The organism is Mycobacterium sp. TH-M82 (assembly GCF_057473605.1).
Window position 1 is genome coordinate 1 of the sequence record NZ_JBYCKY010000283.1, and the last position, 26,013, is coordinate 26,013.

At 67.1% G+C, this 26,013-nt stretch carries 29 protein-coding genes; 5 read left to right on the forward strand and 24 right to left on the reverse strand.

Annotation, left to right across the window (positions count from 1 at the left end; all coding sequences use genetic code 11):
* Positions 1 to 203: 203 nt before the first annotated feature.
* Complete coding sequence (locus AC2VON_RS08905) at positions 204 to 983, reverse strand: hypothetical protein (RefSeq protein ID WP_486952618.1); 780 nt, start codon at positions 981 to 983, stop codon at positions 204 to 206.
* Between the two features lie 196 nt (positions 984 to 1,179).
* Here AC2VON_RS08905 and AC2VON_RS08910 point away from each other — a divergent pair, with 196 nt between their 5' ends.
* Both AC2VON_RS08910 and AC2VON_RS08915 read left to right on the forward strand, forming a co-directional pair.
* Entirely contained in the window at positions 1,180 to 1,737 is a 558-nt protein-coding gene (locus AC2VON_RS08910; protein ID WP_486952619.1) for a metallophosphoesterase family protein, read from the forward strand.
* A 166-nt stretch (positions 1,738 to 1,903) separates the two neighbouring features.
* Positions 1,904 to 6,622: a methyltransferase domain-containing protein gene (locus AC2VON_RS08915; protein WP_486952620.1), complete on the forward strand. Its 4,719-nt coding sequence runs from the start codon at positions 1,904 to 1,906 to the stop codon at positions 6,620 to 6,622.
* Positions 6,623 to 6,794: 172 nt separating this feature from the next.
* Here the strand turns inward: AC2VON_RS08915 and AC2VON_RS08920 are convergent, their stop codons facing one another.
* The 23 genes from AC2VON_RS08920 to AC2VON_RS09030 form a co-directional block, all read right to left on the reverse strand.
* On the reverse strand, positions 6,795 to 7,121 hold the full coding sequence (locus AC2VON_RS08920; protein WP_486952621.1) for a hypothetical protein: 327 nt from the start codon (positions 7,119 to 7,121) through the stop codon (positions 6,795 to 6,797).
* Positions 7,122 to 7,154: 33 nt separating this feature from the next.
* Positions 7,155 to 7,403 carry a hypothetical protein gene (locus tag AC2VON_RS08925; protein ID WP_486952622.1) on the reverse strand — a complete coding sequence of 83 codons (249 nt, stop codon included), beginning with the start codon at positions 7,401 to 7,403 and terminating at the stop codon, positions 7,155 to 7,157.
* 44 nt (positions 7,404 to 7,447) lie between these two features.
* Positions 7,448 to 7,597, reverse strand: a complete 150-nt coding sequence (locus AC2VON_RS08930; RefSeq protein WP_486952623.1) for a hypothetical protein — start codon at positions 7,595 to 7,597, stop codon at positions 7,448 to 7,450.
* 146 nt (positions 7,598 to 7,743) lie between these two features.
* The gene (locus tag AC2VON_RS08935; RefSeq protein WP_486952624.1) at positions 7,744 to 8,628 is read right to left on the reverse strand and encodes a hypothetical protein; all 885 of its coding nucleotides are present in this window, start codon (positions 8,626 to 8,628) and stop codon (positions 7,744 to 7,746) included.
* Positions 8,629 to 8,770: 142 nt separating this feature from the next.
* A complete protein-coding gene (locus AC2VON_RS08940) occupies positions 8,771 to 9,229 on the reverse strand; it encodes a hypothetical protein (RefSeq protein WP_486952625.1) in 459 nt (152 codons plus the stop codon).
* Between the two features lie 58 nt (positions 9,230 to 9,287).
* Positions 9,288 to 9,536, reverse strand: a complete 249-nt coding sequence (locus tag AC2VON_RS08945) for a hypothetical protein (RefSeq protein WP_486952626.1) — start codon at positions 9,534 to 9,536, stop codon at positions 9,288 to 9,290.
* A gap of 270 nt (positions 9,537 to 9,806) precedes the next feature.
* The gene (locus tag AC2VON_RS08950) at positions 9,807 to 10,670 is read right to left on the reverse strand and encodes a deazapurine DNA modification protein DpdA family protein (RefSeq protein ID WP_486952627.1); all 864 of its coding nucleotides are present in this window, start codon (positions 10,668 to 10,670) and stop codon (positions 9,807 to 9,809) included.
* Positions 10,671 to 10,883: 213 nt separating this feature from the next.
* Positions 10,884 to 11,126 (reverse strand): hypothetical protein, encoded by a 243-nt coding sequence (locus AC2VON_RS08955; protein WP_486952628.1) that lies wholly within the window; start codon positions 11,124 to 11,126, stop codon positions 10,884 to 10,886.
* A 102-nt stretch (positions 11,127 to 11,228) separates the two neighbouring features.
* On the reverse strand, positions 11,229 to 12,044 hold the full coding sequence (locus tag AC2VON_RS08960) for a DUF4262 domain-containing protein (RefSeq protein WP_486952629.1): 816 nt from the start codon (positions 12,042 to 12,044) through the stop codon (positions 11,229 to 11,231).
* A 190-nt stretch (positions 12,045 to 12,234) separates the two neighbouring features.
* Entirely contained in the window at positions 12,235 to 13,557 is a 1,323-nt protein-coding gene (locus tag AC2VON_RS08965) for an AAA family ATPase (protein WP_486952630.1), read from the reverse strand.
* Positions 13,558 to 13,559: 2 nt separating this feature from the next.
* Complete coding sequence (locus AC2VON_RS08970; protein WP_486952631.1) at positions 13,560 to 14,759, reverse strand: serine/threonine-protein kinase; 1,200 nt, start codon at positions 14,757 to 14,759, stop codon at positions 13,560 to 13,562.
* Positions 14,756 to 14,956, reverse strand: coding sequence for a chemotaxis protein (locus AC2VON_RS08975; protein WP_486952632.1), 201 nt, complete (start codon positions 14,954 to 14,956; stop codon positions 14,756 to 14,758). Before AC2VON_RS08975 ends, AC2VON_RS08970 begins: the two co-directional genes overlap by 4 nt.
* A complete protein-coding gene (locus tag AC2VON_RS08980) occupies positions 14,953 to 16,212 on the reverse strand; it encodes a vWA domain-containing protein (protein WP_486952633.1) in 1,260 nt (419 codons plus the stop codon). Before AC2VON_RS08980 ends, AC2VON_RS08975 begins: the two co-directional genes overlap by 4 nt.
* Positions 16,209 to 17,315 (reverse strand): AAA family ATPase, encoded by a 1,107-nt coding sequence (locus AC2VON_RS08985; RefSeq protein WP_486952634.1) that lies wholly within the window; start codon positions 17,313 to 17,315, stop codon positions 16,209 to 16,211. The genes AC2VON_RS08980 and AC2VON_RS08985 overlap by 4 nt, the downstream gene beginning before the upstream one ends.
* A 230-nt stretch (positions 17,316 to 17,545) precedes the next feature.
* On the reverse strand, positions 17,546 to 17,959 hold the full coding sequence (locus tag AC2VON_RS08990) for a DUF3846 domain-containing protein (RefSeq protein WP_486952635.1): 414 nt from the start codon (positions 17,957 to 17,959) through the stop codon (positions 17,546 to 17,548).
* A 106-nt stretch (positions 17,960 to 18,065) separates the two neighbouring features.
* Positions 18,066 to 18,488 (reverse strand): hypothetical protein, encoded by a 423-nt coding sequence (locus AC2VON_RS08995; protein WP_486952636.1) that lies wholly within the window; start codon positions 18,486 to 18,488, stop codon positions 18,066 to 18,068.
* Between the two features lie 191 nt (positions 18,489 to 18,679).
* The gene (locus tag AC2VON_RS09000) at positions 18,680 to 19,294 is read right to left on the reverse strand and encodes a hypothetical protein (RefSeq protein WP_486952637.1); all 615 of its coding nucleotides are present in this window, start codon (positions 19,292 to 19,294) and stop codon (positions 18,680 to 18,682) included.
* 113 nt (positions 19,295 to 19,407) lie between these two features.
* Entirely contained in the window at positions 19,408 to 19,605 is a 198-nt protein-coding gene (locus tag AC2VON_RS09005) for a hypothetical protein (protein WP_486952638.1), read from the reverse strand.
* Between the two features lie 3 nt (positions 19,606 to 19,608).
* A complete protein-coding gene (locus AC2VON_RS09010; protein ID WP_486952639.1) occupies positions 19,609 to 20,466 on the reverse strand; it encodes a hypothetical protein in 858 nt (285 codons plus the stop codon).
* Entirely contained in the window at positions 20,463 to 21,161 is a 699-nt protein-coding gene (locus AC2VON_RS09015; RefSeq protein WP_486952640.1) for a hypothetical protein, read from the reverse strand. The genes AC2VON_RS09010 and AC2VON_RS09015 overlap by 4 nt, the downstream gene beginning before the upstream one ends.
* Before the next feature lie 142 nt (positions 21,162 to 21,303).
* Positions 21,304 to 22,143 (reverse strand): phosphoadenosine phosphosulfate reductase domain-containing protein, encoded by an 840-nt coding sequence (locus AC2VON_RS09020; protein WP_486952641.1) that lies wholly within the window; start codon positions 22,141 to 22,143, stop codon positions 21,304 to 21,306.
* Positions 22,140 to 22,565 carry a hypothetical protein gene (locus AC2VON_RS09025; protein ID WP_486952642.1) on the reverse strand — a complete coding sequence of 142 codons (426 nt, stop codon included), beginning with the start codon at positions 22,563 to 22,565 and terminating at the stop codon, positions 22,140 to 22,142. The genes AC2VON_RS09020 and AC2VON_RS09025 overlap by 4 nt, the downstream gene beginning before the upstream one ends.
* 130 nt (positions 22,566 to 22,695) lie before the next feature.
* Complete coding sequence (locus AC2VON_RS09030) at positions 22,696 to 23,553, reverse strand: hypothetical protein (protein WP_486952643.1); 858 nt, start codon at positions 23,551 to 23,553, stop codon at positions 22,696 to 22,698.
* A 389-nt stretch (positions 23,554 to 23,942) separates the two neighbouring features.
* Here AC2VON_RS09030 and AC2VON_RS09035 point away from each other — a divergent pair, with 389 nt between their 5' ends.
* The 3 genes from AC2VON_RS09035 to AC2VON_RS09045 are packed head-to-tail and all read left to right on the forward strand — an operon-like array spanning position 23,943 to position 25,817.
* The gene (locus tag AC2VON_RS09035) at positions 23,943 to 24,488 is read left to right on the forward strand and encodes a hypothetical protein (protein ID WP_486952644.1); all 546 of its coding nucleotides are present in this window, start codon (positions 23,943 to 23,945) and stop codon (positions 24,486 to 24,488) included.
* Between the two features lie 40 nt (positions 24,489 to 24,528).
* Positions 24,529 to 24,954: a hypothetical protein gene (locus tag AC2VON_RS09040; protein ID WP_486952645.1), complete on the forward strand. Its 426-nt coding sequence runs from the start codon at positions 24,529 to 24,531 to the stop codon at positions 24,952 to 24,954.
* On the forward strand, positions 24,951 to 25,817 hold the full coding sequence (locus tag AC2VON_RS09045) for an RAMP superfamily CRISPR-associated protein (RefSeq protein ID WP_486952646.1): 867 nt from the start codon (positions 24,951 to 24,953) through the stop codon (positions 25,815 to 25,817). Before AC2VON_RS09040 ends, AC2VON_RS09045 begins: the two co-directional genes overlap by 4 nt.
* Positions 25,818 to 26,013 lie beyond the last annotated feature (196 nt).

The window sequence follows — 26,013 nt, forward strand, 5'->3', positions numbered from 1 at the left end:
CAATGGTTCACGGTCAAGCCCGGCGTGTCGATGTCCTTGGCCAGCCGACTGACAGGTGATCCTGAGTCAAGGGGGTAGATTCCCGACTTGTAACAAACGTCTCTGTGGTGGCCCCAGCGGGGCCACCAGCCGCGCCCCTGCCACGGCGACTAGGAGTAGATGGGGGCGCCGCCCACCTGAGGCGAACGCCCCCACCCGCGGCGCTACGCGGCGGAGTCCCGTCGCGCGCTGACCCGCTGATCCGCCGGCGGCTGCTCTTCGGCGCCACTTTCGATCAGGTCGAAGATCACTTCGGCAAAGCCGTCTGGCACTCGGGCCGCAAGGGCAATGTGATCGCGTGCCCACGCCCCAACGAGCGCGTCATTTCCGGTCGCTGCCGAGCCGCCCAGACCGGTCGGCTCGAAGTCGCCAGCTCCCCGACCATTGCCCTCGACGGTCAACAGCGGTAGTGGATGAATCGCGAGTTCGTCGGCTCCGCTCCAGTAGTACCGGACCGCCGGCACTTTGCTCTTGTCGACATAGACCCGCTTGTCCCAGTTCACCAGGTACGGGAAGGCCTCGACGCCCGGCGCCATACGCGGAAAGGCGTTCGGGACCACCCGGGGATCACGCACGCCCTCGACAACGACGCCGCCGATCAACTGCGCGCGCTCCCCCAGGCCCTTCACGGCGGGCCGGTACGGTTCGACGTCCTGTGCCAGCGAGTGCAGGTTCGCCTCACGGGTAACCAGCTCGCCACCACGCTCGTAGGTGCGCATTACCGGTCTGCCCTCAGCGTCGATCTCGGGGTCGGCGTAATCGCCGGCCCAGACCACCCTCCGCGGCGCCTCGGCCAGCAGCAGCGTCTCGAACGCCGCAACGAAGTCGTTACCGATCCAACTGTGCTCCATCAACTTCGCCCCGTTGTCGAAGTCCCAGCTGCACATCCGATGCTCGATCTGACCTGCCTCGTTCAGGACGACCGGAACGTAGTACTGCCCCATGACAATCAACCCCTTTCCAGGGTTTCGGCGAGCCTGCCCGAATGGCTAGCTCCAACAACTGCGAACGCTACCTGCCCCCACCCACAGAACTAGCGCCGTGCACGCCCGCCCCTCGGTGATGGGTCTTGAAGACGGTCGTCGCCCTCCCCGACAATCGAGGCACCATATGCCCCACGCGAAAGGCTGAAACCCGCGCATGCGAGTACTTGTCCTTGCCGACACCGAGCCCCCCTGGACCTCAATCCCGGAGGCTGTTCGCGCGTACCGCGCTGATGCGGTCATCACCGCCGGCGACCTCAACGAGTCCTGGTTACGTCGCGCCGGTGCCGGCACGACCAACACACCCATGTACGGCGTCTACGGCAACCACTGCAACGGCACCTATTTGGAGACGTTCGGCATCACCAATCTTCACCTCAACCGCGTCGAGCTCGACGGCATATCGCTCGTGGGCCTGGAAGGCTGCGTCCGGTACAAACGCCGGGGCCGCGACATTCTCTACACCCAAGATGAATACGCCGACCTGGTCGCCACGCTGCCACCCGCCGACGTTCTGATCACCCATTGCCCACCGGCGGGAATCAACGACCATCGAGATCCCGCCCACGTCGGGATCTCCGCATTGCGCGACTGGGTCGACACCCACAGCCCGGCCGTGCTGATACACGGCCACACCTACCCAGAACCGCCTGTGCGCCAGTACCGACGCACTCGCGTGGAGTACGTCTACGGCGCCGCGCTCGTCTCCCTCTGAGCCTCCCAGCCCCGACCAACACCGCCGCCCCCTTGCTGACCCAGCACGCCATCGGCGGACCTCACACCCACGATGGCCACGACTTGTCGGTGGGGTGCTGTAGCTTCCTATGCGGTAGGGCTCGCCGTCCGGGCTGGCCCCCGAATTCCCTTGGAGGGGACCGAGAATGTCAACGCATTCAGAGCAGACGTCCACTATTACCGGCGGCAAACGGCAGGCTCGCCTAGCGCGCCAGGCAGTGGAAGCAGCCCGACTGGTCAGCGCCCTTGGCTCCAGTGCCCCCGACGCGAATCAGCGACAGGTCTTGCAGGCGTTTCCCGGATGGGGGCCGGCAGCTCCACTGTTTGACGCCCAGCCCGCCGGAATCTGGGCCACCTTGGCCGATGATCTCGATGACGCCACCGGCCCGGCGGCCCAGGCCGCGGCCAGGATCGTCGACACCTCGTTTTTCACCCCACCAGAGCTGATCGCCCACGTCTACCGATTGCTGCAGCGGGCGGGCTTCAATGGCGGCTCGGTCCTGGACTTGGGGTGCGGGTCGGGCCGGTTCTTCAGCCACGCACCGGCCGATCTCGACATCACCATGACCGGTGTCGAAGCTGACCCGACGTCGGCCAAGATCGCCGCCGCCTTGCATCCGAGCGCCACGATCATCACCGGGGAATTGCAGTCCGTGACACTGCCCCACCAGCGATTCGACGCGGCCCTTGGCAACGTGCCGTTCTCTGCGGCCAAGGTGCACGACGGCGCGATCGGGTTCTACGGTGCGCTGCACGAATACTTTCTGGTGCGCGCCGTGCGCGCGGTGAGACCAGGTGGCTACGTGATGATGGTGACCTCCCGGCACACCCTCGATTCCCGGGGCGGCCTCTCGACCGCCGTCGGTGATCACGCCGACTTGATCGCGGCTGTACGGCTGCCCTCCGGCTATTTCCGCGGTGAGGGCACCGACGTCGTCGCTGACGTCGTTGTCCTGCGGGTGCGCGACCACGACGACGAACCGACCCGCAGGGCCGATCAGACCACCCAGCTTGAGGCAACGGTATCGAGCCGCTACTGCCGCGAGGCGGTAAACCGGTTCTGGCACGACCACCCCGCCTGCGTGGCCGGCACGATGCGCCTGACCGGATTTGACCGCAACGCCCTTGCCGTCGACACCGACACGCCCGGGCCCGCCGTCGCTGCTGCATTCAGCGCTGCCGAGGCCCTGCTGATCCCCTACACGCCCGAAAACCAGATGCCGACAGCTCTGGCCGATGCGCCGCTCACCGACGCGCAGGGCCGCAAAGAGGGCTCATTCCATGACGTCGACGGCGCGGTGGTGCGGGTGATCGACGGCGCCCTGGTGGCGGTCTCTCGGCCCAGTGCTGAACTTCGCGCTCTGATCGAGTTGCGCGATGCCGCCTTGGCCCTGGTGACCGCTGAGGCGGATTGGGAGCAGCCCGATTCGGTCGTAGAACCGCTGCGCGTGGCCTGCCGGGTCCTCTATGAGGCCTACGTCACGCGCTACGGCCCGCTGAATCGGGGAACGGCAGCGGTGGGCAAGCCGGACCCCGAGACGGGGGAGCCGCGCCTGAGTTGGCGCACCGCCCCTCTGGGCGGATTCCGCCGTGACCCCGACGCCGCGATCGTGCTGGCTCTTGAGGTCTACGAGCAGGGCAGCGACACCAGCGAACCCGCGGCGATCCTGGACCACCGCGTCAACAAGCGCCCCGCGCCGGCGCAGCACGCCGACACCCCGGGCGAGGCACTGTCGATCTGCCTTGGCGAAGGCCGCGGCCTGGACCTGCCCCGCGTCGCCGCGCTGCTGAAGTTGGCCGGGCCGCAGGAAGCGTTCGCTGCCCTCGGAGATCTGGTCTACCGGGAACCTGGCAGCGGACAGCCGCTCATCGCACGCGACTACCTGGCCGGCGATGTGCGCGCCAAGCTGCGCGAGGCGTTGGCCGCCGCCAGCGTCGACCCGGCCTACGAGCGCAATGTCGCAGCGTTGGAACGGATTCAGCCGCAGTGGTTGGGGCGCGATGAGATCCGAATCGAGCTCGGCTCCCCGTGGGTGGGTGCTGGCGATGTGACCGATTTCTGCGCTGAGGTGTTCGGGCACCGCGCCCGGGTGAGCCACATTCCCGTGCTGGCCGCTTGGGAGGTCAACGGCCAGCGCCACCAGCTCTCCGCCGATGCCAGGATCACGTACTGCACCCCGCGCCTGGACGCGTTCGAGCTGCTGGCCGCAGGGCTCAACGGGTCGGCGCCGATCGTCTATGACGAGATTTACGACCCTCCCACCGGCAAGTCCCGCAGGGTCCGCAACGCCGAGCAGACCGAGGCCGCCGAACAGGCCCTCTCGGCGATCGCCGAACGGTTCTCCGTCTGGGTGTGGGAGAACCGCGAACGCGAGCTGCGCATCGTCGAGACCTACAACCAGACCATGAACGCCCACGTACTGCGACGCCACGACGGAGCGCACCTGACGTTCCCCGCATTGGCTGATGGTCTCGAACTGTGGTCGTGGCAGCGCGATTTCGTTGACCAGGCGGTCGCCACCCCGGCAGCGTTTGCCGCGCACGAGGTCGGTTTAGGCAAGACTTTGACAGCGATTGCGCTGGCAATGACATTGCGGCAGTTCGGCCTTGCCAACAAGATCGGCTACATCGTTCCCAACCATCTCATCGAGCAGGCAACGCGCCAGGCATACCAGGCCTGGCCTTCCGGCCGGTTTCTGATCGTCACCCGCGACGACCTGCACGAGACGAACCGCCGGCGCTTCGCCGCCCGTTGTGCTACCGGTGACTGGGATCTGGTCATTATGACCCACGAGACGTTTTCCTCCCTGCCGGTGCCAGCCTCAGTAGAACGCGCATGGCTGCACGATCAGCTCGCCGACTTCGAGGAGTACACCCGTTCCACGGGCCACACCGCCAAGCGGGTCGCTGCCGCGGTCCGGTCGCTTCAGGGCCGGATCGAACGCCTGCGTAGCGCGGTCAACGACCCCGACACCATCACCTTCCCGATGGTCGGGCTCGACTACCTGATCGTCGACGAGGCCGACCGATATCGCCGACTGCCCATCGCAACCCGCGCCGACGGGTTCAGCCTGGGAGCCTCGCGACGCGCTACTGACCTGATGCTCAAGGTTTCGATGTTGCGCCGCCGCAACCCTGACCGGCCGCACGCAACCTTCCTGACGGGGACCCCGTTCACCAACACGCTCGCCGAGGCCTACGTCTGGCAGCGCATGCTGGCGCCCGAACAGCTCAGCCGCACCGGCCTGGGCCATTTCGACGCGTGGGCGGCCCAGTTCATCCGCTACGAGGTTGTCGTGGAAGTTGCCCCCGACGGCGGCGGGTTCCGGTCCCGGCGCCGGCCGGCAGTCATTCAGAACGTGCCCGAGTTGCGAACAATGCTGGCCGAGTTCATGTCCATGCTGCGGGCCGAGGACACCGGCCTCCCGCGACCCAAACCGGTTCGGCACTCGGTGGTGGTTCAGCCGACTGAGGCGACACGTGAGTTCATGGCCACCCTCGTGGAGCGTGCCGACAATCTGCGGGCTCGCCGGATCGTCGCGGACACCGACAACATGTTGGTCATCTGCGGCGACGGCCGCAAAGTGGCGTTGGACCCCAACCTGGTCGGCATCAGCGGCGAGGCCCCGAAGCTGGCCGCCGTTGCCGCAACCGTGGCCGCGATCTACCACCAGACCAGGGGGCACACCTACCCAGGCCGCACCACTGCTGGCGCATTTCAGCTAGTGCTCTGTGACCTCGGGACACCTCGGCCCGGCGACAGCCAGAGCTACGGCCGCATCCGCGAAGGCCTCATCGCCCAGGGCGTACCCGCCGCCCATATCCGATTCATCCACGAGGCGACCACGCCCAAGGCCCGCGAGGCACTGTTCGCCGGCTGCCGCGACGGCAGCGTCCCGATCCTGGTGGGCAGCACTCCCAAGGTGGGGGTCGGCACAAACATTCAGGATCGGATGATTGCACTGCATCATGTCGACCCCACCTGGACGGCATCCGCGTGGGAGCAGCGCAACGGCCGCGGAATCCGAAATGGAAACCACTACAGCGAGGTTCAGGTCTACTCGTACATCTCGGAAAACACATTCGATGCGTTCATGTTCGGAGTGATCGAACGCAAGGCCCGCGGTTTCGAGCAGCTTTACCGCACCGACAGCCAGGCCCGCGAGATCGAAGACCTCAACGACGCAACCCTGAGTTTCGGGGAGCTCAAGGCGGCAGCATCCGGTAACACCCTGTTGCTGCGCCAGCACGAGCTGGTGACCGCCATTCGTCGGCTTCGGCTCGCCCACCTCACGGCACAGCAGAACGTGCGAGCATTGCGCGACAGTGCCGCCCACGCCGTCTCCACTGCCGGCAACCTTCTACGCCGCGCCGAGCACCTGGAAGAACTCAGCCCACATCGCGGCGCTCTTACCCGCGCCGCGATAGCCGGGGTCGCCGCCCAGGTGCTCGACGACAACTCCGCGGCGGCAGGTGGCTACCTGCGTGACCGGGAACTGGCAGGTGGCGTGCGGATCGGGTTCACTCGCACCGATCTGGGCTACAGCCTGCGGCTGACCCATCGCTACACGCCGATCTGGTCAGAACTTCTGCCGCCGAAGGTGCGCCGCCGCGGCGTCGCCGCCGTACAGGCATGGGCCACAACGACCGCCACCGCCTGGCTGGCAACACTCGATGACGAGATCCACCGGACGAAGGCGCACGCCGCTGAGTTGCAGCAGCGAGCCGCTGCCGCCGAAACGGCCGCCGCCACGGTCGACACCGCCGAGTCCGTCGAACTCACCGCAGCCCGAGCCGAACTTGAAGCCGTCAACCAGCAGATTGCCGACGAGCTCGCCACCGATCCGAGATCGAAAGCGGCGTAACTCCCACCCGTGTGGCCTCGCCCGACGCACCACCGTCACCGAGGCCACACGGTGACGCGCCAAGACAGCGGTTTGTGCCTACCTCGTCGAGGCTGCGGAATAAAGCCACCCCTTCCCCACCCCGTGCCGGGTGGGGAAGGGGTGGCGCGCCCCTTCCCCCTGCGGAACTCTCCTAACCTCCAAGCCACTGGTCGTTGGTGATCAGGTCCATCACAGCCTCACCACCACCGCGCTTCACGTCATACCGGCGGCCGGCAACGCTCAAAGTGCCGCGCACGCTGTCATCCAACGGGCAGACATCAATCGTGAGACGCGCGTCCGCCTTGCGGTAGATCACGAACCGACCGAGCTGGACGCTGTCGCACAGCTGGCACAGGGTCCACCCATTGCGGTCAGCAACCGCCTGGAGCTCGGCGATAGCCGGGATTGTCTTCATCATTTCGCCCCTCATTTTCTGGGCTTGGTGGGCCTGCCCGAATGGCTTGCCCGGTCTGCTCACACGGTAACGCGGACCCCCGACACGGTTCGCGAATCAGTCAGCCCCGGAGCAACCGACTATCGCTCCGCAGCGCTTGGCGTAGTCGGCGGCAACGGCGTCTTTGGCAGCGTCGAGAGTCCGGCGCTCGTCGACCCAGGACACCTTCCCGCGGCCCCCCACGGGCGTGCCATCCGGCAAGTAGGAGATCACCCAACTACGGGTCCCTCCGGGCTCGCCAGCCCAGCGGTCGATGGTGTACCGCGCGCCGGCCGCGTCGAGGGGATAGGTCGAATAGTTCTGCACGCCACGCTGGGTCCAATGGATCTGACCGTTCGTGTGCCTCACCATCATCGCCACTGCTGCCGCAGCTGCTGCTTGGCCCACGTCCGCGGCCGCTTGTACCGGGCCGCGGGGATTGCGACAGCGGCATTGGAGCGCCGCAGTTCCTGGCGCCGGCGCGCTTTGGCCCGCGCGACGGTCTCTTCCGAAGTGGTCATGATGGTCTCCCTCCCAGGGATTCACGGGCCTGCCCACATGGCGTGCCCTGCACCGTCAGATATTACCGGCTGACACCGACAGGTTCCGGGCCGCGCCGGAGACGGCGCAACACTCGCCCGACTACCTGCGTGTCCGGCGATGCTGTTCAGCACGCCAGAACATCACGGGCACTGAAGGTGAAGCGATCGTTGACAGCTATATCCCTGTTGATCAGGTCCAGGGCGATGTCGAGGATCTCGGCCAGCGCCGACCGCGGATTCTCTACCGACTCCGGCACCAGCACCCGCCGAGCACGGTCGGTGTAGACCGAGACCTTCAATGGTATGAAGGGCGGCCCGGTGTGCAGGCTCAGGACGACGTCCACCCCGTCGAGGACTCCGTCGCAGTCGTATACGGGGTCGGCATCCAGACACAGGTAACCCACGGCGGTACCGCGGCCCAGCCCGGCGACGTGCAGCCACTGGGCCGCGTTGACGGAGTCCTGGAAAACCGCGAGCATCAGCAGGTGCAGGTCGTACGCAGCGCTGGCACCATCAGGGCGGGCGAGTGATCGCAGGATCTCGATGATCTCCTCGCGGTTGGGCGCCTGCTCCCACCATCGCGCGAAACCGCTGGCGTCGCGGGTGATCGTCAGCGGGGCTAGAACACCGCCCGTTCGGGGTGATCGGTCGCCGACGTTGCGCCACAGAACCTCCGGCACCTGTTCGTTGATCTGGCCACCGCTGATCACGTATCGCCAACGAGCGCCGTTGTCGTCCTCCCAGAGCAGCGTTGTGCCGTCGTCGACAAACGACGCCAGGGCCGCAACGGCCGCGTCCGCCGGCCCGTCAAGCTGCCCCCTGAAGCCGTTGACGACCAGCGGCCCCGTCTCCCCGCCGGGGCGGGCCACCGTGAACCCAAGTCCACTGAGAGCCGCTGCGCCCTGGGCGTCACCGGCGCCGCCGGCGCCGAGCACGGCCAGCGCGGCCGGGACACGCTCCGGGGCAATCACCAGCGCCCCCTCGATCAGGTCAGTGGCAACCGGGCTCATCGTGCACCCCCGCGGCGCTGGGCCGCCCACGCCATCGTCTCGGCACGCTGCGCGCGCCGTACTCCTCGTCGATTCATCGTCATCCCGATCCCTTCCCGGATCACCTGAGCCTGCCCGAATGGCTTGCCCAACAACCTGGACGCTACCGATCAGCACCGACAACCGGATGCGGTTCGCCCTCGGGGTCACCGTCCCACACGGGGGCATCGTTGAGGTTGATCCGAACTCTGCCGGTGCGGTCGGTGTCGATCTGCACGACCGGGACGCCGTCACAGCCCCGCCATGCCGACACCATGATCTCGGCGTCGTTTCCCAGCATCACCCGGATCGCGTCGTCCGTCTTAGTATTCGGATCGCCCGCCAGTAGCTCAGTGGCCAGCCGACTTTCGCCTTCCCACTCACCGCTACCGTCCCAGTCCTCAGCGGTGTCATCATCTCCGGCGAACTGGAAGCCGCACTCGTAGCAACGGGCGGTGTACAACTCCCGGTTGATCCAGTACCCGAAGTGCCGGTGTTCGGGATTCTCGCCGGCCAGCGCACGGCGCCCAGGGGCCTCACCGAGGCTCTGGCTCGCCGACTCAGCGGTGGTGCATTCGCTCATAACTACTGCCCTCCCAGGCGTTCCGAGGCTCGCCCTGATGGCGTGCCCAACAGGTGAATCAGACCACGTTCTGGCGACACGTCTTGCACTCCCACCCGTTGGCCTCCTGGATGCAGGTTCGCCGCTCTTCGCACAGCCAGCACCGCTGATTTGCCTTGCCTACCGGCTCTGCGCTCCTGGGGGCTGTCGCGGGTTCTGCGTAGTGGGTGTGCACAGCGGCGATCTTTTCCGGGTCGTTGCCGGCGAGCTGCATCGCGTACGCCTTCTGGGTTGCACGGTCCCGGGCCTGCTGATCTTCGGCGGTCATGGCCGGGCCGTCGCTGGCTCGCAGATGCGGACCCCAGTCGTCGATGCAGGACTGGCACGCAGCGCCCTGGTCGGCTACCGGTTCAGCGCAGCCAGGCAGGATGCACGTAGGCCCTCCCGTGGCGGTTGTTCGCCTACCCTGCGCCATGTCTCGTGCACCCCTTCTCTCGGGATTCGAGGGCCTGCCCCTGATGGCGTGCCCAACACTGTCCGACCCTACGACGCCCCACCGACAAACCCCCAGAGGAAGTCGCTCGCCCCCACGGGCGCGTCACGCTGCCGTGGCCGCCCGCTCAGCCATTGCCCATAGATCCCGCGGACGACAGGTCCCGATAGTGCCGTCACACGGCTCCCCATGCTCGGCACAGCCGCCGGCCACGATGCGCCGCCGCCAGCGCAGCGCCCACTTCAGGCAGCTCGAACAACGCGCGTGGCCGCACCCGTCCATCGGTGGATTGCGCCGAGCGTTATAGGACCACGACAGACTGTCGAAACTGCACAGAAAATGTGCATATTTGCGCAGGCCCAACGCTTTTACACCGTAGCCGTGAAGAGGGACCTCCGGATCACGGTCCCGCAGCGCCTCGAAGACATCGCCGATCTCGTCGGTGTGCTGACGCCGGCAAACCGACCCCACCCCCACCAGCGGGTAGTCGGCCAGGTTAATTCCGGCCTCGCCGTACATGTCCCAGCACCGCAGGTAATCCCTCGGATTCTGCCCCTGGAGCACCGGCATAAAAGGCGACTCGGCATTCACCAGATCGTCGCTGGAATGCCAAAGATGCTCCAACTCAATGAGGTTCGCCACGGTGCGCCACTGGTGCTCTACAACGCTCAGACCCGTGCGGGCGATCATCTCCGGCTCAACCATCAGATCCTGCGGCGCGGCCCAATCCATCATGCCGATCTCCCGGTCGTAGCGTTTCACCGCCGCCACGTACTCCTCCGGCGTGGTGCGCCAGCCACCGTAGAGCGACAGCTCAGAGAACCCACCCGAATCCAACGCCCAGCCAACACGCGCCTTCGGCAACGCCTTCCGGCGCGCCAGCCGGCGGTGCGACACAAACAGCGGAACCCCTGCATGCGCCAGCCAACCATCCATATGCGTGCCCAAGTAGCAAACCGGTGCTCCCACAACAACCCCTAATCGGGTCCAGCGAGCCCGCCCCTACGGCGTGCTCATCAGCTCAGATCCTACCGCGGGACACCGACACCTCCCCAGCCAGCAGCAGCGGTGCCCCACAGCGCAATATCAGGACACCCCCTCCCCACCCGGTGCAGGGTGGGGAGGGGGTGTCCGGGGCCGGACACGAAAATCAGCCGGCCTCCCGACCGGCTGGTGCACGGGCTAGTAGTCGGGGTCCCACGCCTCACCGGCAAAATAGGGGTCGAAGTCCGCGGGCGCACGCTCGGGGTAGCGCCGGTTAATCGCATCGATCTGCGGCTGCAACCTCTCCACGTGAAGATCCTGGTGCCGAGCACAGCGCGGGTACCGCTCACCCGAGCCACTCAGCGCGAGGTACCCGGCGACATCACCCTCGCACCCTTCCGGCCCATCCAGGCACTCACCGTCATCGAATCGTCTCGACATGACACTCCCCTTCCCGAGAAACCCGAGCCTGCCCTACTTGGCTTGCTCAACTGTCATCACAGTACCGCGCTCCACCGACAGTTCCTGTTCTGCTGCGCAAGGCTAGATTTCGCCGATGATTTCCGCCCGATAGTTCGCATCGGCCTTCGCCGAGAGCGCCTCCCAATCGAGGTCCAGCGCATCGAACAAGTGCCGCAGATCTGCCAACATGTCCGACGCCGCGGTCTCCAACTCCTCCTGCAAACTGGCCTTACCCTGATTCGTCGCGTAGGCGATCAACGCCTGGGCGCCCCACCGGGCGCGGCAGTCGTTGTCGGCCTGCGGATCGACAAACGTCAACGCGCCCCGCGGCGCACCAGCAGCCAGGTCCGCCAACTCCTGCACATTCTCAACACGGAGCCGACCCGCGCGATACACCGCGCGGCCCGAGGGGCTATCCCCACACACCGGCTGCACGTCGTCGTCGACCCCGCTACCGGGCTCCCAGGGAAACAGCCCATCCGCGTCAGGCCAACACAGCTGCACCGCGGCATCCACCGAGCCGTACACCTGCCCCACCATCGCCAGGTCATGGATACGGCTGGTCATCTCGACCGCCGCAAGATCCACACCACCGGCCAGCACGCCCGCGATGCGCTCCCCCCGTATCAGCGGCCTACCACCATCCACCATCCGCCGCGCGACCGCATTGAGGATCTCCTGCGCCACCCGCCCGCCCAGCCCATAGATCGCCAACTCCGGCAACTGTTTTCCCGTCAGGCCAACCGTGTACGCGAACGGCACACCGTCGCTCTCCGACGCCGGAAACACTCCGACCACCGACCACCCGTACCGGTCGATGAGTGCGCGCGTCTCATCGATCACCGCCGCACGCCGATCAGCAACCGGCTGCTCCCCTGACTGCTGCACATCTCCCACGAGATACGGCCCCTTCCTGGGTTCCACAGGCCCGCCCGAATGGCTTGCCCAACACCGAGAATTCTACGACCGGCCACCGACAACCCAGGCCACGAGGAAACCCCACCCCCTCCCCACCCTGTGCCGGGCAGGGTGGGGAGGGGGTGCCGGCGCCCGCCGGCACCGGCACCCGTTCCCACCGCAGCTGTGTCTAGAGCGCAGCAAGTACCGCCTGCGCTCGCTTGGCCTCGGGGTCGTCAGCCTCCGCAAGTAGCGGGGCGGTGGCGGGATCGGTGAGGATCGTCAGGTGCGCCCGGTGCCGGGTCAGAGTCACGCACATGCGACCGGCGTCCAGGGCGAACGGCTCGGCGGTCCGGTAGCCCGCCATCGGGTGCAGAGCTACCACGGCGGGCCGCTCCAAGCCCTGCAGCCCGTTCACCGTTCCGACCAGAACGTCAGGCAGCGCCGCCAGTAACGCCCTGACCGCCCCGGCCTGGGCGACGTGGGGTACCACCACGGCGATGTCCCGAGGGGCCAGAGGGCCACAGTCCGCGCCACGCCGGTACTGATGCCAGGTCAGCTCACGAACCCGATCCGCTAAGGCTCTCAGCAGTGCCGGATCGGTGGGGCCGTTCTTGGCTTCGACCGAGCGACTGCTGATTTCGGGCAACACGGTGCCGTCCGGGGCGATCACCGCCTCGTCAGGCCGACGCGACGTGAACGGCATGTGAGGGTAGAAGTGCTGCGACACCAGCTCGCAGGTCTGCGGCCCGAGCCGCCAGGAATTGGTCAGCTCATGAACAGTCACAGCCTCACCGTGAGCGGCCAGCAACGCCGCCGGGGCGGGCTGGTGCGGCCCGGTGTCCTGCCCCTCCCAACGGTCCGTCGATCCGGTCACCACAGGGGCAACCTGGCCGGGATCACCCACACAAACGACCTGGCGGGCCAGCGCCCCCAGCGCCCCCAGGTCCGCGTATGTGCACTGCCACGCCTCGTCCACCACAAGAACGTCCGCTGCTGCCACATTGGGATCGACGTAGAGCCAGCGGGCGGTGGTGCCGATCAAGATTTCACCGCCGGTCGAGCGCGACCACCGCACGTTGCGCCCCGAGACCGTGCGCACACCGTTGATCCCGGCAGGCTTTTTCCCTGGCGAGCTTCGTACGATCAGCGCGGCCCGGTCGCTGACGGCGGTGATGCGCCGCGCCAGCTCAGCAGCCTGCTCGCGGGTCTGCGCCGCCACCGCCACACGCAACCCGACCCTGTGGGCCAGCGCAGGGGTCAGCTTTGCCACCAGGTGGCTCTTGCCTGAGCCTGGGGCCGCAGGGACGCAGGTCAGGGCATCCCCACTCCATGCCGCCAACAGCACTCGCGCCAACATGGGCGAGTCGAGCAACTCACGACCGGGCCACGCCTCCCCCGCTGGTGTCGCCATCGGCAGGGCCGGATTCCCTCGGGCCGCCGCTGGCATCGTTGCGGTGTCATCACTAGCGGGCGATACCGTCTCGGTGAATCGTTTTGGCAAGGTGCGCATGGTCATTCCTCTGTTTCGGCGGCGGCGATCAGCACCGCAAGCGGGACGCCGCGACGGGCGGCGGTGGGTGTCGCGCCCTGCGACAGCCAGGAGAATCGGCGCTTGTAGAGGCGCGCTACCGCCGCGCGTCGGGACCGGATCGTGGACACAGAGGGCGGGGCGGGGATGACGGTCAGCGTCTCCCCGGCGGCAGGTCGGTAGCCGGTGCGGCGAAGCCCACCGATGGTGACGGTCAGCGCGCCGTCGTTGACGGCGGTGGCGAACACTTCCCCGCTGAACTGGTTTGTGCCAGGGATCGCGGCCATCGGTTCACCGGGCCATCCGATGATCGCCGTTCCCGGCTTCAACCGGGTGTCGAGCCGATCAGCACGTACCATGACGCGCCCCGCGTGGTCCCCAGCACCGACTACTGCCTCACCGCAGCAGACGAATCCGGTGTGGACCGCCCGCGCCCGCCAGAGCGGATCGGCAAGCAGCGCCGCATCGTAGACATCGGCGGCATCGCAGCGACTCGCCAGCCGTGCAGCGGCCAGTTGAAGTGACTCGGGCCGATCCCAGCTACGCCGGTCATTGAGCGCGCCCTGGTAGACCTCAAGCAGCCAGTCGTCGTCGTCGCGGATCGGCTCTAGCCCAGGAAGTACCGGACCACCGGTCACCGCCCGATGCCAGGTGTGCAGTCCTGCCAGCCCCGCTGGCACCGACCAGGCCCCTCGCCATAGCTGGGCGGGGTCGGCACCGGGTGGCACGCCGAGCATGAACCGCAGCCGTGACACGGTCAGCACATCGGCCACCGCTGTGGTGCCGGGGTGCGCCGCACGTTCTACCCACCATCCGGCCAGCGCAGAACCGGCAGCAACGGCCCCGTTGGCGTCGTTGGCCGGATCGGCGTGCTCGGTTGCCAATCCGGCCAGCAGCCGCAGTGTTGCCGGACTATCGATCAGGGCGGTGGGTGCACCGGAGAGGTCGCCGCTGGCGCACCCTGCGGCGCGGGCCAGCGCAGCCAGGCCCGCTGCACCAGTGCCGGATTCGGTGCGCCCGCCTGGGCCGACCGCCCGCACCTGCACGCCCGCCGTTGTGCGGCGGGCCGCGACGGCGACAGCCGTGGTGCGCGGTGGTGCGGGGTTGTGCAGTAACCGGGGTACCGGCGCGCCGAGGTCGCGGGCCGCGATGCGCAGTGCAAGGTCGAACAGCGCCGCACTCATCGGTGACCCCCCGCCCGCTCGTCGGCGGATGCCGCCAACCCGTGCGCTGCGGCGGCGAAGCCGTCCGCGAGGGCCGCGCTCGCCAGATCATCACGGCCTCGGTGTGCAGCCTCGCGCACGGTGGCCGCAGTCCATCCGGTGTCGGCCAGCATCGCCTCCACCCACGCCGTGAACTTCGGTGTTGCCCGCGTGCTCATGCCGCCGCCGCTCGCGCCGGATCGACGCGCACCGTCTTGGCCCAGGACGGCGCGGTGTCGATGGCGTGCTGCCCGATCAGCGCCACGATCAGCGGCACGGGCAGGCGATGCTCGGGCCATGGTGTGCCGCCATCGGTGAACACGCAAATCACGTTGGCAGCGGGCCGAGCCGCCAGGGCGGCGTCGATGCCGACGCGCATATCGGTGCCGCCGCCTCCGGTCAGGGTCACGTCGCTGATCGACCGGACTGCCCGTGGTTCGCTGGCTTCGGCATCGCAGCACAGCACCCGGACGGCAGCCGTCGTGCGCCGCAGGACTGCCCGCGTTTCCGATAGGGCAGCCGCGAGGTCGTCCTCACCCATGGACCCTGACGTGTCGATGATCAAATCGACAGCGATCTTGGGTGCGCGCAGCGTGGGCAACAACAGGCCTTCCGGTGCGCGACGGTTGGGCCGCTTCCAGGAGTGATGCACCTGCCCGTACTGGTCCTCCACAGCGCGGCGTACCGCAGCGCGCAACACCTTGGGCCACGGGACCACTGCTGGTGCGAGCTGGTCTGTGGCCCAGCGCGCCAGGCCCGCTGGCACGGTTCCCCGGCCCGCCCCGCCGCTGCTTAATTCGTCCTGAATCGCCCTTGCCACAGCGATTCTGACGAGATTTCCAGCAGCAGGTGACAGGCCCGGTCCACTGCCGAGGTCGGCAGCTTCGGGAAGTTCCCCCGGCACCGGTCTATCCCCGGCCCCGGACCCGCAGCCGCCACCCTGGTCGGCAGCGGGGTCGTTTGGGTCGGGGCGCGGGGTACCCGGCGGCACCAGGTGCCGGTAGTAGACCTCGGCGGCATGGCCGTCCTCGCAACCGATCCCGGCGGGGGTGACCGCGCCATCGGGCAGCCGCAGTCCCGCTGCGATCAGGTCATCGTTGATTTCGGCATCGGCGGCGATGTTCCACATGGTGCGGTCTACCGGTGCGGGCAGAGCATCGCTGCGGCTGGCGTGGTCGCGCAGCACATGCCCGACTTCGTGGACCAAAACGCCGCCCGCAGCCGCGATGGACCAGCCCTGCTCAGTCCCCAACATCGCTGGGTCGATGTACAACCTCATGTGCTTGTCAACCGCGAACGTCCCGAGGCCTGGTGCCGCAACGGGATTCAGCGCGAACAGTGCCCGCGCGAAGTAGGGCATCGCCTCCACTGCCGCCATGCGCGCCAGCCGCAAGCGCCGCCACTCGTCGGCGTTCAGCGCCCGGATCGCGCTCATGCGGCGCTCCCGGTGTCCAGCAGTCCAGCGGCAATCATCACGTCGGTGAATCGCCGTGCCGCCGCTGGCGGCTTGGCACCGGGCGGCATGGCGGCAGCCAGCGCCCGCGCCGCTGCACCGGCTACATCGGGGGCACCATGGGTCGCCGCCTCCACCAGCGGCCCCCACGCCGTTGTCCACGCATCCTTGGTGCGCTTTCCCGCAGCCCACGCGACCACCCCGGAAAGCACCGCCCAAACCTGATCCGGGCGGGCACTAGCCCACGACACAATGCTCGGGTCCGCGATCACATCCGCGACAGCGGGCAGGTCCATCCGCGACCGCCATTCCAGGAACTCGCATCCCGCGCCATCGCCCACCAGCCCGAGAACTGTCACCGTGATGGCCGCAGTGTCATCGGCGCGCAGGTACGGCAGCACCCGCGCCAGCGAGTGCCAAGACCGATGCGAGGGCCAGGGACGCCCCGCCGCCTCGTCGGTGCTCGGGAACTGATGCCGCAGTTCGGGCCGAGCCTCAATGAAGGCACTCAGCGCCCCGATTTCCTCAGCAGCGCGCAGATCATCGGCAGCGACCGCCCGCGATGCTGGGGTCGTCGCGAAGTTGGTCCGCAACCCGGTCAGCCATTCCTCGGCGGTTGGCGCGAACTCGATGTGCAGGAACCGATTTGCGGTGGGCGCGTCAAGGTCGTTCCCACCTGCGCTCCGGTCCGGTGGATTAGCGGCAGCGACGATCCGCACTGCATCCGGCAGCCGTGTCCTGCCGACCATCCGCTCCTGAATGACTGTCAGCATCGCCGCCCGCACACTTGATGAGCACGTGGTCAGCTCATCCAACAGCAAGTAGCCTCCACCGGAATCCAAGAGGGTTTTCGCCCAATCCGGCAACGCAAGCCGCACCACACCGTCCTCAACCATCGGCCACCCGGCGATATCCACCGGCTCACGCTGCGATCCGATCAGCGTCTCCACCGGCACCTGATCGGCCGCAGCCAGTGCCCGCACGATCGAGGACTTTCCCGTACCGGGATCAGACCACATCACCACCGGCACATGCGCCCTCGCGCCCGCCTCGATAACCGTCACCGTCGTTGCTAGATCAGCCATGTTCACATCCCCTTGCTGGGTAACTCGGGCCAGCCCGAATGGCTTGCCCAACACCACAAATACTAGCGGCAGCCACCGACAACCCCACCCGACCTTGGCCCTCACCCGGCAGCCGAAGCACCATCCCCTCCCCACCCTGTGCCGGGTGGGGAGGGGATGGTGCGGTGAGCCCCGCGTCTTGTCTACCCCTAAGTGAGTAGGCGAGACGCGGGCTCAACGCCCGGAGAGCTTCACCCTCCCGGCTTGGCCTCCTCCGCGGCGGTGATGGTCCCGCCGGCCACACCCGCGAGGTACTCCAGGCCGCACAGCTTCGCCTCCGTCAGGCCGACCGTGTCACCGGCCCGATTCGTGGCCGCAAAGACCACCGTCCCGAACAAGGGCTGCGCCAAGTCGCCGAACTGTGAAAGCATCCGGGTCGCAACAGGATTTACGTTGCTGAGCGGATCAGCCACCAGCATTCCCTCTTCGTCGACCCACGCATCAACCTGACCCGGCAGCGCCACGACCTCGAACACCCGACAACCGATGTGCTCACGCAACGACCGACCAACACCGCCCGTCCCTCGATCACGCTCCAGGACGACCCGCTGCACACGACCGTCGTTGCCGACCCGCAGTGCTGTCGCCGAATCCTTGTTAGCCATCGTGATTCCCCTCTCCGGGAGTCCCAGGGCCGGCCCGACTGGCCTGCCCAACAACACCGACACTACAACCCACCACCGACAACCCGGCCCGCACACCGCGACGCCTTCAGTAGACGGCCTCGCTGATCTGCGAAGGCTCCACATCAAAGGACCGCGCAGCCAGGGCATAGATGTCGTCAAGCTCGACGCGGACCTGCTGGCCGCTGGAGTGCACCGCGATGCTGTAGCCCGTGATGTAGCGCAGCTTCTCCGCGCCAGCATGCACGAAGACGGCAACCTCGCCATCCTCCAGGTGCTCGGCGATCATGTCCGGCACGAACAGCTCGTCAACAAACTCACCGTCGTCATCAAAGAGCGCGGTACCCCAATACCCGCCCCCGTCAGGATCATTGACCAGCAACACGACCGCCGTGCCAGGCCCCTCCTCCACCACCTCGACGTCGGCATCCTCAAGAGCGCCCTTCAACGCTGCAACATTCTTGACCCTGAACGCATTTGTTCGACCCGCACCGTAGTAATTCGCCATCATGCACCCCTCACCGTGCCTGGGGCCCGCTCGACCAGCGAGCCCTCACTAACACCCGAATTCTACCGGCATCCACCGACATTCACGCTCTGTCAATCCTGAGCGACCGCCGCCACAACGAGCAACAGATGCAGCATCCCCTCCCCACCCGGTGCCGGGTGGGGAGGGGGTGCTGCTTTAGGGGAGCCGGGTTTCTAGGCCGCTGGCATGATGCGGTCATGCAGTCGACGCACCCATCGGGCATCACCGAGGGCCGTGTGCCGCTCGGCTGCTCCTGGGACCTCGACGCCGCAGGCGCGCGATGTCGCCTCAGCTGATCGCTGGATGGGCAGTTGCCGGCCACGCAGGTACCCGGTTGCCAGCACCGCGACGTCCCACGGCTGGAAGTGCCACTGCGGGTTCAGGCCGTGCCGTTCGAGCAGTGCTTCCAGGCAGTCCATGTCGAACGAGGGCACCACGCCGAATATCTGCGCCTTCGCGGTCCATTGCAGCACGGTCGCGGCCGCCGCGGCGCCGGATAGCAGCTGTGCGTCCTCGCCAAGGGTTCCGTCTCGCTGCGGGTGGCGCTCATCGAACCGTCCAATCTCCAGAGACACTGGATCGGCCGCGCTCATCGTGAGGTCGGCCAGGTCGACGAAGATCGTGATCTCGCGTTCGCCGTGATGATCGCGCCGGATCATCGCGATCTCCCACGCCTCGCGCCGACGATCCTTTCTGGTCGTCTCGGTATCGAGAAACACCGCCGGCTGAAAGCGGCTCTCCACCACCGGCGCATCGAACGCCGCGTTGCCACAATCGTCTGTTTGCATATCGCCAGTATTGCGCGCACCACCGACAAGGTCCACAGGCCCGAACCGCACTGCCGACTCGGGTGTATTGGCCTACATCCCAACAGCTTTAATACACTTCAGCCCGCGTGAGGTCAGGCCGCGCGGGCTGCCAGATCGTCACGGATTCGCCAGTCTTGTCGGTCAAGTGCCCAGAGGTCATGCTGTGTGCGGCGCTTATTCTTGCTCTGGTGCCGCACAGTGCAATCTCCGCAGAGGCACCACGCCTGCAGTCCGTCGTGGCTGCGGTAGACGATTTCGCCGGCGGCTCGGGCCGCCAATTCTCCGGTCATCGCTCAATCCCTTTCGTCCGAAACCGTCCCGATGCGGGCTTCCTCGCCGGCGGCTTCGAAGATGCTGGCGCGCCGCGCTGCCGCGACGCGGTGTACGCGCAGCGGATACGGTGTGCCGTCGCGGATGGTGCGCGCGTTGGGATACGCGTGTTCGAAAGTCGTTTGGTCGTCGAGCATGTGAATCACGTTGACACCTGCCGGGGTGCGGGTGACGTCGATCCGGACTGTGGTGGCGGTGATCAGGTCGTCGACCGCCTGCAGCTCGGCGAGCAGCCCTCCGGCGGGCGCGGTCTTGCCGCTCTCCCACACGTTGTACTTCTTCTCGGTGATGCCGAGTAGGTCTGCGGTCTCCTTCTTCAGCAGTCCGCATGCTCGCCGGCGCACGGTGAGATCTGCGCGGCGATCGCCGCGGCAGACTTCGACGGTGTAGCCGCGGCGCGTCAGCTCAGCAGCTGCTCTGCCCAGCGCGACGTCGTGGAGCTGCATCGGATAGGGCCGGCCATCGCGCAGCGTCCGCTCCTCGAGGTAGCGCCGCTCGAAGTCTTCCTGGTCGATGACGGCTTGCAGCGTCACCGCTCCGGCGGCGGCCGGCGCAGTCGCCAGCAGTTCGTCGGTTTCGGCCCGCACGAACTCCTCCATCGCGAGCAGCTCCTCGATGAGCGACTCGCTGACGGGCCGACTCCCGTCCTCGCGGTCCCGGTACTTGGCCCAGTCCACTTCCAGCAGTTCGACGAGGTCTTCGCGGTGCATAGCCAGGGCGTTTCGCCGGGCGAGCAGGTCCGACCAGAGATACGAGGCCACGCCAGGATCTTGGCGCATGTCCACAGCAGCAGGCAACACCGCTGCTATTGCGGTGCTCATGAGTCGGTCACTCCCTTCTTGGAGGTTGCGGGCCCGTCCGAAGAATCGACTTGCCCTCGCACCAGCATTCTACAGGCCCCGCCGGTCATCAAGAGCCGCTCAACCAGGTCGGCCCTCACGTGCGCCAGGTCGTCTCGCTGACCCAGCGTTTGCGCAGGATGTCGGCCCCCCACGCACGGCGACTCCGGCCTCTCTCCAATACCTTGCCGCCACCACCGACTGCGCAGGCGTCCATCCCAGCCCAGCGCCTCGTTGTGGGCCGCTTGCTCCAGGCCGCCGAACCCCTCAAACAGCTCGGGGCTCGCGGCAACAATTCGCCGGGTACGGAGTGCGACCTGCCGAATGCGCTCACGCGAAACTCCCTCGCGGCGGGCGATCTGATCCAGCGTTCGCCCTTCCAAGCGGGCGAGCAGAATGCGATAGGCACGGGCAGCGGCCTGCGGATTCTTCAGGGCCTTCGCCAGCGCATCGGCGATGCTGAAGAGGAGCTTCCCCGCCCCGATGGAGTCAACCGCGCGCTCCAGATCATGGTCAACACACGCAGCGGCCCGGCTGGGACCATCCGACCCACCGACAAGCCCTCCAGATCGGCGGCGATCGTGTTCCGGGTGGTGACCAACAATCGCCGGCAACTCGTCGGTGCACAACTCGTTGACGTCGCCGGCGGCGGTTCGTTCTTCGTTCGCCTGCGTCATGTCGCCCCCTTTCATTTGACTTGTTGGCAATTGTCCCTCTTGGGGCCGACACCCGCCTGTTCTAGGCCCGATGCGAACTCGTCCCCGGCAACTCTGAAATTGGTTGCCAGACACCACCGATTGCAACATTCACGCGGTGGCATCAGGTCCACTCCCCTAATCTGGGAAGGACGCTTGCCAACCTGTCGAAGAGGTCAGGCCACCCCTTTTGCAGCCACCCGATGTGCCCGTTGGACAGTTTGGAGGCGTCGATGATGGAGTCGACGCGGATCTGCTGTTCGGGTACTCCAAGGCGTGCCAGCTTGGCGTAGAGCGGGTTCGGTGCGATGTCACGGCCAGCGAGGTATTCGAACACGTGGTGGCGTTGCCAATCCCAAATCGGCCCGTAGGTGATCGTCCCGTCAGCCCGTCGCACGACTCCGCCGCCGGCCGCCCGGGCCTCGGGACGGCTTGGGTCGCCGAGCTCGCGGGCGGCGTCCCCGAGACTGCGACGGTAGAGCTGGCGGCGGCCGTGGGACTCCTCTGCGCGAACACCCCACAGCGAACCGCGGCCGTGGCGCGCGTGGGCCTGCGCGGCCGGTCCGGTGATCATGATCTCGGCCAGCGTGCCCCGAAGTCGCCGATCCACAGCGTCGTGGTCGAATCCCCCACCCGCGACCAAGAGAGTCAGCAGGTCCGGCTCGGCGGTGATGACTTCGAAGTTGAGCCTCCAGGCCCCGGCCAAGTCCTCGAGGTAGTGCAGGGTTTCCGGAAATTGCAGACCGCTGTCGTAGAACACCACCGGGACGTTGGGGTCGACCTGCCGGGCGAGGTCGACGACGACAGTGGAATCCTTGCCTCCGCTCCAGGCGACGAACCCGTCGTGGCTATCGAGATGGACGCCGATGCGCTCCAGCAGCGGTTGGTAAGCCGCGGGCCCGCGCCGGCGCGCCCTGATTTTCCGCAGCGCGTGGATGTCCAATCCCGGCGACGGGCTGTTCATCGCAGGTCGGAAAGCTCGATCACTGCTCCGGGGAACTGCTTGGCGATGTAGCGCCGGACGTGCTTTTGCGCATCGGGGCCCTCGCTGATGCAGTGCTTTGTGGTGCTCCCGTCCCACCATTGCCACACGCCTTTGATGCGGAATCCGAACGGCGGCAAGACCTTCCCTTGAACGTGCCGCTCCGCGAAGCTGTATACGGCGCCAACGACGAATGCCCAGTCAGGGCCGGCGAACGTGACCGAACCATCCGGGTTGTCGGCGGCGTGCGCCAGTTTCGCCGGCAGCACCACCCGGGCCAGGCAGGTCTCTTCAGGAAGGCGCTCGGCCTCGCGCAGCACCCGGAAGTGGCCGTTACGGCCGGGTCTATCGGGGCCGATTTCCGTCCGGTTTGGGTGCACGGTCCACCCGCTGGTTGTTGTCATCGGTTCTCCTTTGGCGGCGTTAGGTGAGGTGGTACCGGTCGGGGTTCAGCGCCACGGCGAGCGTGAGACCGTTCATCGAGTGATCGGTCGAACCGGTAGAGCTCGCCGAGGGCCGTCATGCGCCGCGGGCTCATCCGATCTCCCTCAATTGGACAACGATGCGCGCCCGGTGGCCGCCCGGCCCGGTCGCGTAGGTGGCATACCCGACCGAGACCACCTCGAAAGCCATGCTGCGCGGCAGCAGGTGCTGGGTATCTTCCACCGAGTCCGACTTGCCCAGGTACATGCCGCGGTTGGTCGCGATCTCGAAAACGACATGCCGGTCGCTGTCGTGGCCAGGGGTTTCATGCAGGTTGTGACGGCTGACGGTGAACTGGTCGAACGCCACTCTGGCGCCGGGACGCAAGCTGGCGGGGTAGTGCGCAAGTCGATTCAAGTCGGGGTGATTGTCGGGCAGCTCAACCGAGACGTACACGGTGTGCGTCCGGTCGTTGAGCTGTTCGTAGGACTGCACCGCCCGGTCCAGCCGCTGCACCAGCGCACGATCGGTATCAGCGAGATGCTGAACGTCACCGGCGGCCTTGTGCAGGTCGTAGTTGATGCGCTGCCACTGCTGCTGGTCTTCTTGGCCCAGCAGCGTTTCGACCGCCCGATGCTGCGAAGCCGGCGCGTTGGCCATGACACGGTTCTTCAGCGCTGACCGGGTCTTGCGTTGGCGGCTACTGAGCGGGGAGCGGAACTCGCCGAAGTCGGCCAGTTCGTGTTGAAGCCGTGGCGAGTCGACGTGGCTGACATCGCGCGGCGTTGCCCTATCGCGGTCTCGGGTGGCTCGTGTCAGGCCGGTGTTGCTGTCGCGGGCCGCGTCGGTGATCCTGTTGCTCAGCCGCTGGAAGTCTCGTTCGGTCATCACATCTTCGATGACCTCGCGGGCCGCCTTCACATCACGGGCGGAGATCACCCCTCCTTCGGGGTCAAGGACGACCGCCACTTCACGATTTGGCCGATTGCTGGATGCGCCCACAGTCAGTCACGAATCCCTGGCAGTACTCGCCGCCGGCCAGAGGCACCGCATGTCCATACGGATAAATCTAGGCCGGAGGTTGCCGGCAAACCTGGCGCGCCGCGCTTGCCGTTCGCGGTAGGGCGAGGCAGGTGGATTCGGGCGTGAACACGTGGCCCACTCCCGAATCCACCTGCGGCGACAACCTCTCCCATACCCTGTGTGCGTTTCGTGCGATCAGCCTAACCCGTATATTGACTGCACCGATGTTTTCCGATCCCGCTGCCACCGCCTGGATTGCCGCCGGGCGTCCCAATGTTGCTGCACCAGCGTCAGTTTCCGGCCGGTGCGGCCGTTGCGGCTCCGACGAGGCCACCGTGGCCAGTTCCCACGTCATCTCCGAGAAGTTCACCGGCTTCGATGCCTGGCCCTACGGATCTCGGCGCCTGTGCACCTGCTGCGCCTGGGCCTATAGCCGACCCCCCACCGCCCAGTGCGCGACGCTGATCACCCATACCGACGTCATCGAATACAGCGACGGTTCGGATCTGGCCGCCACACTCATCGCCGGCCCGCTCACCGACACTCAGGCGGCGATGGTGCCGACGACGCGGCGGCGCCACATCCTGCCGGCCAGCCAATGGGGGCACCTGGCCGCCGACGACCTGCCGCTGCGGTGGGATGCCGACGCGGCCGCCCGCCTGGCCGACCTGGCGTGGCTGCGCGGCACCATCGGCGCATCGTGGCCACAATTGTCCAAGGCTGCACCACACGCCCGGCTCGTCACCACACAGCCGAGCAGTCACTGGCCCAGGATCATGAACACCTGGGCGCAGTTGCAGCCGTGGCGATCAATACCTCCCATGTGGGCCGCCGCGCGCATCCTCACCAACGGATACTCCGTTCAGCGAACCCGCACGTAGAACCCTGGATTGCGAACCGCGCGTTGTTAGGCTGACCGACATGCCTGCACCCGCCGCGACACCGAGCCGGACGTGGCAGCAGCAGGTACCCGAGCTGCAGGCACGTTCCGGACCCGCGGACACCGCCGAACGCTTACTGCTGCTGTTGCACTACGCCATCGACTGGGACAACAGCTGGGTAGCCGAGGCTCGCTACCGCAAGACCTACTGGGACGAGCTGCTGCCCGGCCGCGTCCGGCGCGCCGCCTACCGAGCGACCACCCTGGACCAATGGTGGTCGCAGGTATCCGTCCAACTCGGCGCACCGGCGCCCAGACAGTCCGATCGCCGCCGCGAACTTGCCACCTTGCTGCGCGAGCCGCCGATTCCGGTGATCGATCTCCTGCGCACCGAGTTGCCCGCCCTGATACTTCGGGTCCGCATCATCGCCGAAGCGGTTGCCGAACAACGAAAGAGCAAGCAGTGACCTCCCTATCGAGCATCGCCTGGGACATCGACGTCTTGGCGGAATCCTCAATCGTGCACCGCGAGGACTACACCTCGGAGGGAACCGATAACTTCACCTTGTTCCGCCGCGAGAAGGTCCTGACCCCCGACGGCGAGATGGTCCAGGTGCCGATCATTTCCGGCAGCAGCTTCCGTGGGGTGCTGCGCCGCATAGGCGAAGAGCTCACCTCTGCGGTACTGAACTACGAACGCGCCCTACCGATCCCCGCCGCGCACCTGCTCACCAACGGCGGCCGTCTCGCCAAGTCGGCCCGGCCCCTCACCGATGAACAGGAACGTCACCTCAAAGCCCTGCTCCCTCAGATCGCCGTCTTCGGCGGCGCCGCCGGCGGCCGGATCCTGTCGGGACTCCTCGCTGTCGGCAAGGTGTTGCCCGAGGTCGCCGAGCTCGTACATCTCCTGCCCCGGCCACCACACGGCGTTCCGCAGCCAGCGACCTTCAGCCTGTCCCAGGAGTCCTTCAGCCACCTGGCCGATCATCGCCCCAACGCCGGTAGCGCACCCGTGACCGACGTGGACGAAACCAGCAGTCCACTCGGCCAATTCGGCGTCGAGACCCTCCCCGCAGGCACTCGCCTACAGACCTACGTCCGCCTCACCAACGCCACCGACACCCAGGTCGCATTCCTTGCTGACGTGCTCTCGACGTTCGCGCAACGCGGACATCTCGGCGGCCGGATCGCAGCCGGCCACGGCCAGATCCGCGCCGAGGTCCACCCCACCGTCAACCGCGGTCAACTGCCCGGCCCCAGCGTCGACTGGGCCGCAGAACTCACCGCACAGCGCGAAGAGGCCTTGACCGCCCTGACTGATCTCACCTGACCCCTCCCGCCGCGCAGGGCGCCGGGGCGGCCCGTTAACTACGAGCTCGTTCCTAGCCGGTGTTGCCGGGCGCTGAGACCGCTATAGCTACAGCGACCGCCGCACGCAACCACCCGACCAGCATGCTCGCTTCAGTCGTCGTAACCGTGATGCTCAGGCGCGGGACCCACCACGTCGGTGGCCCGGTGTTCACGTG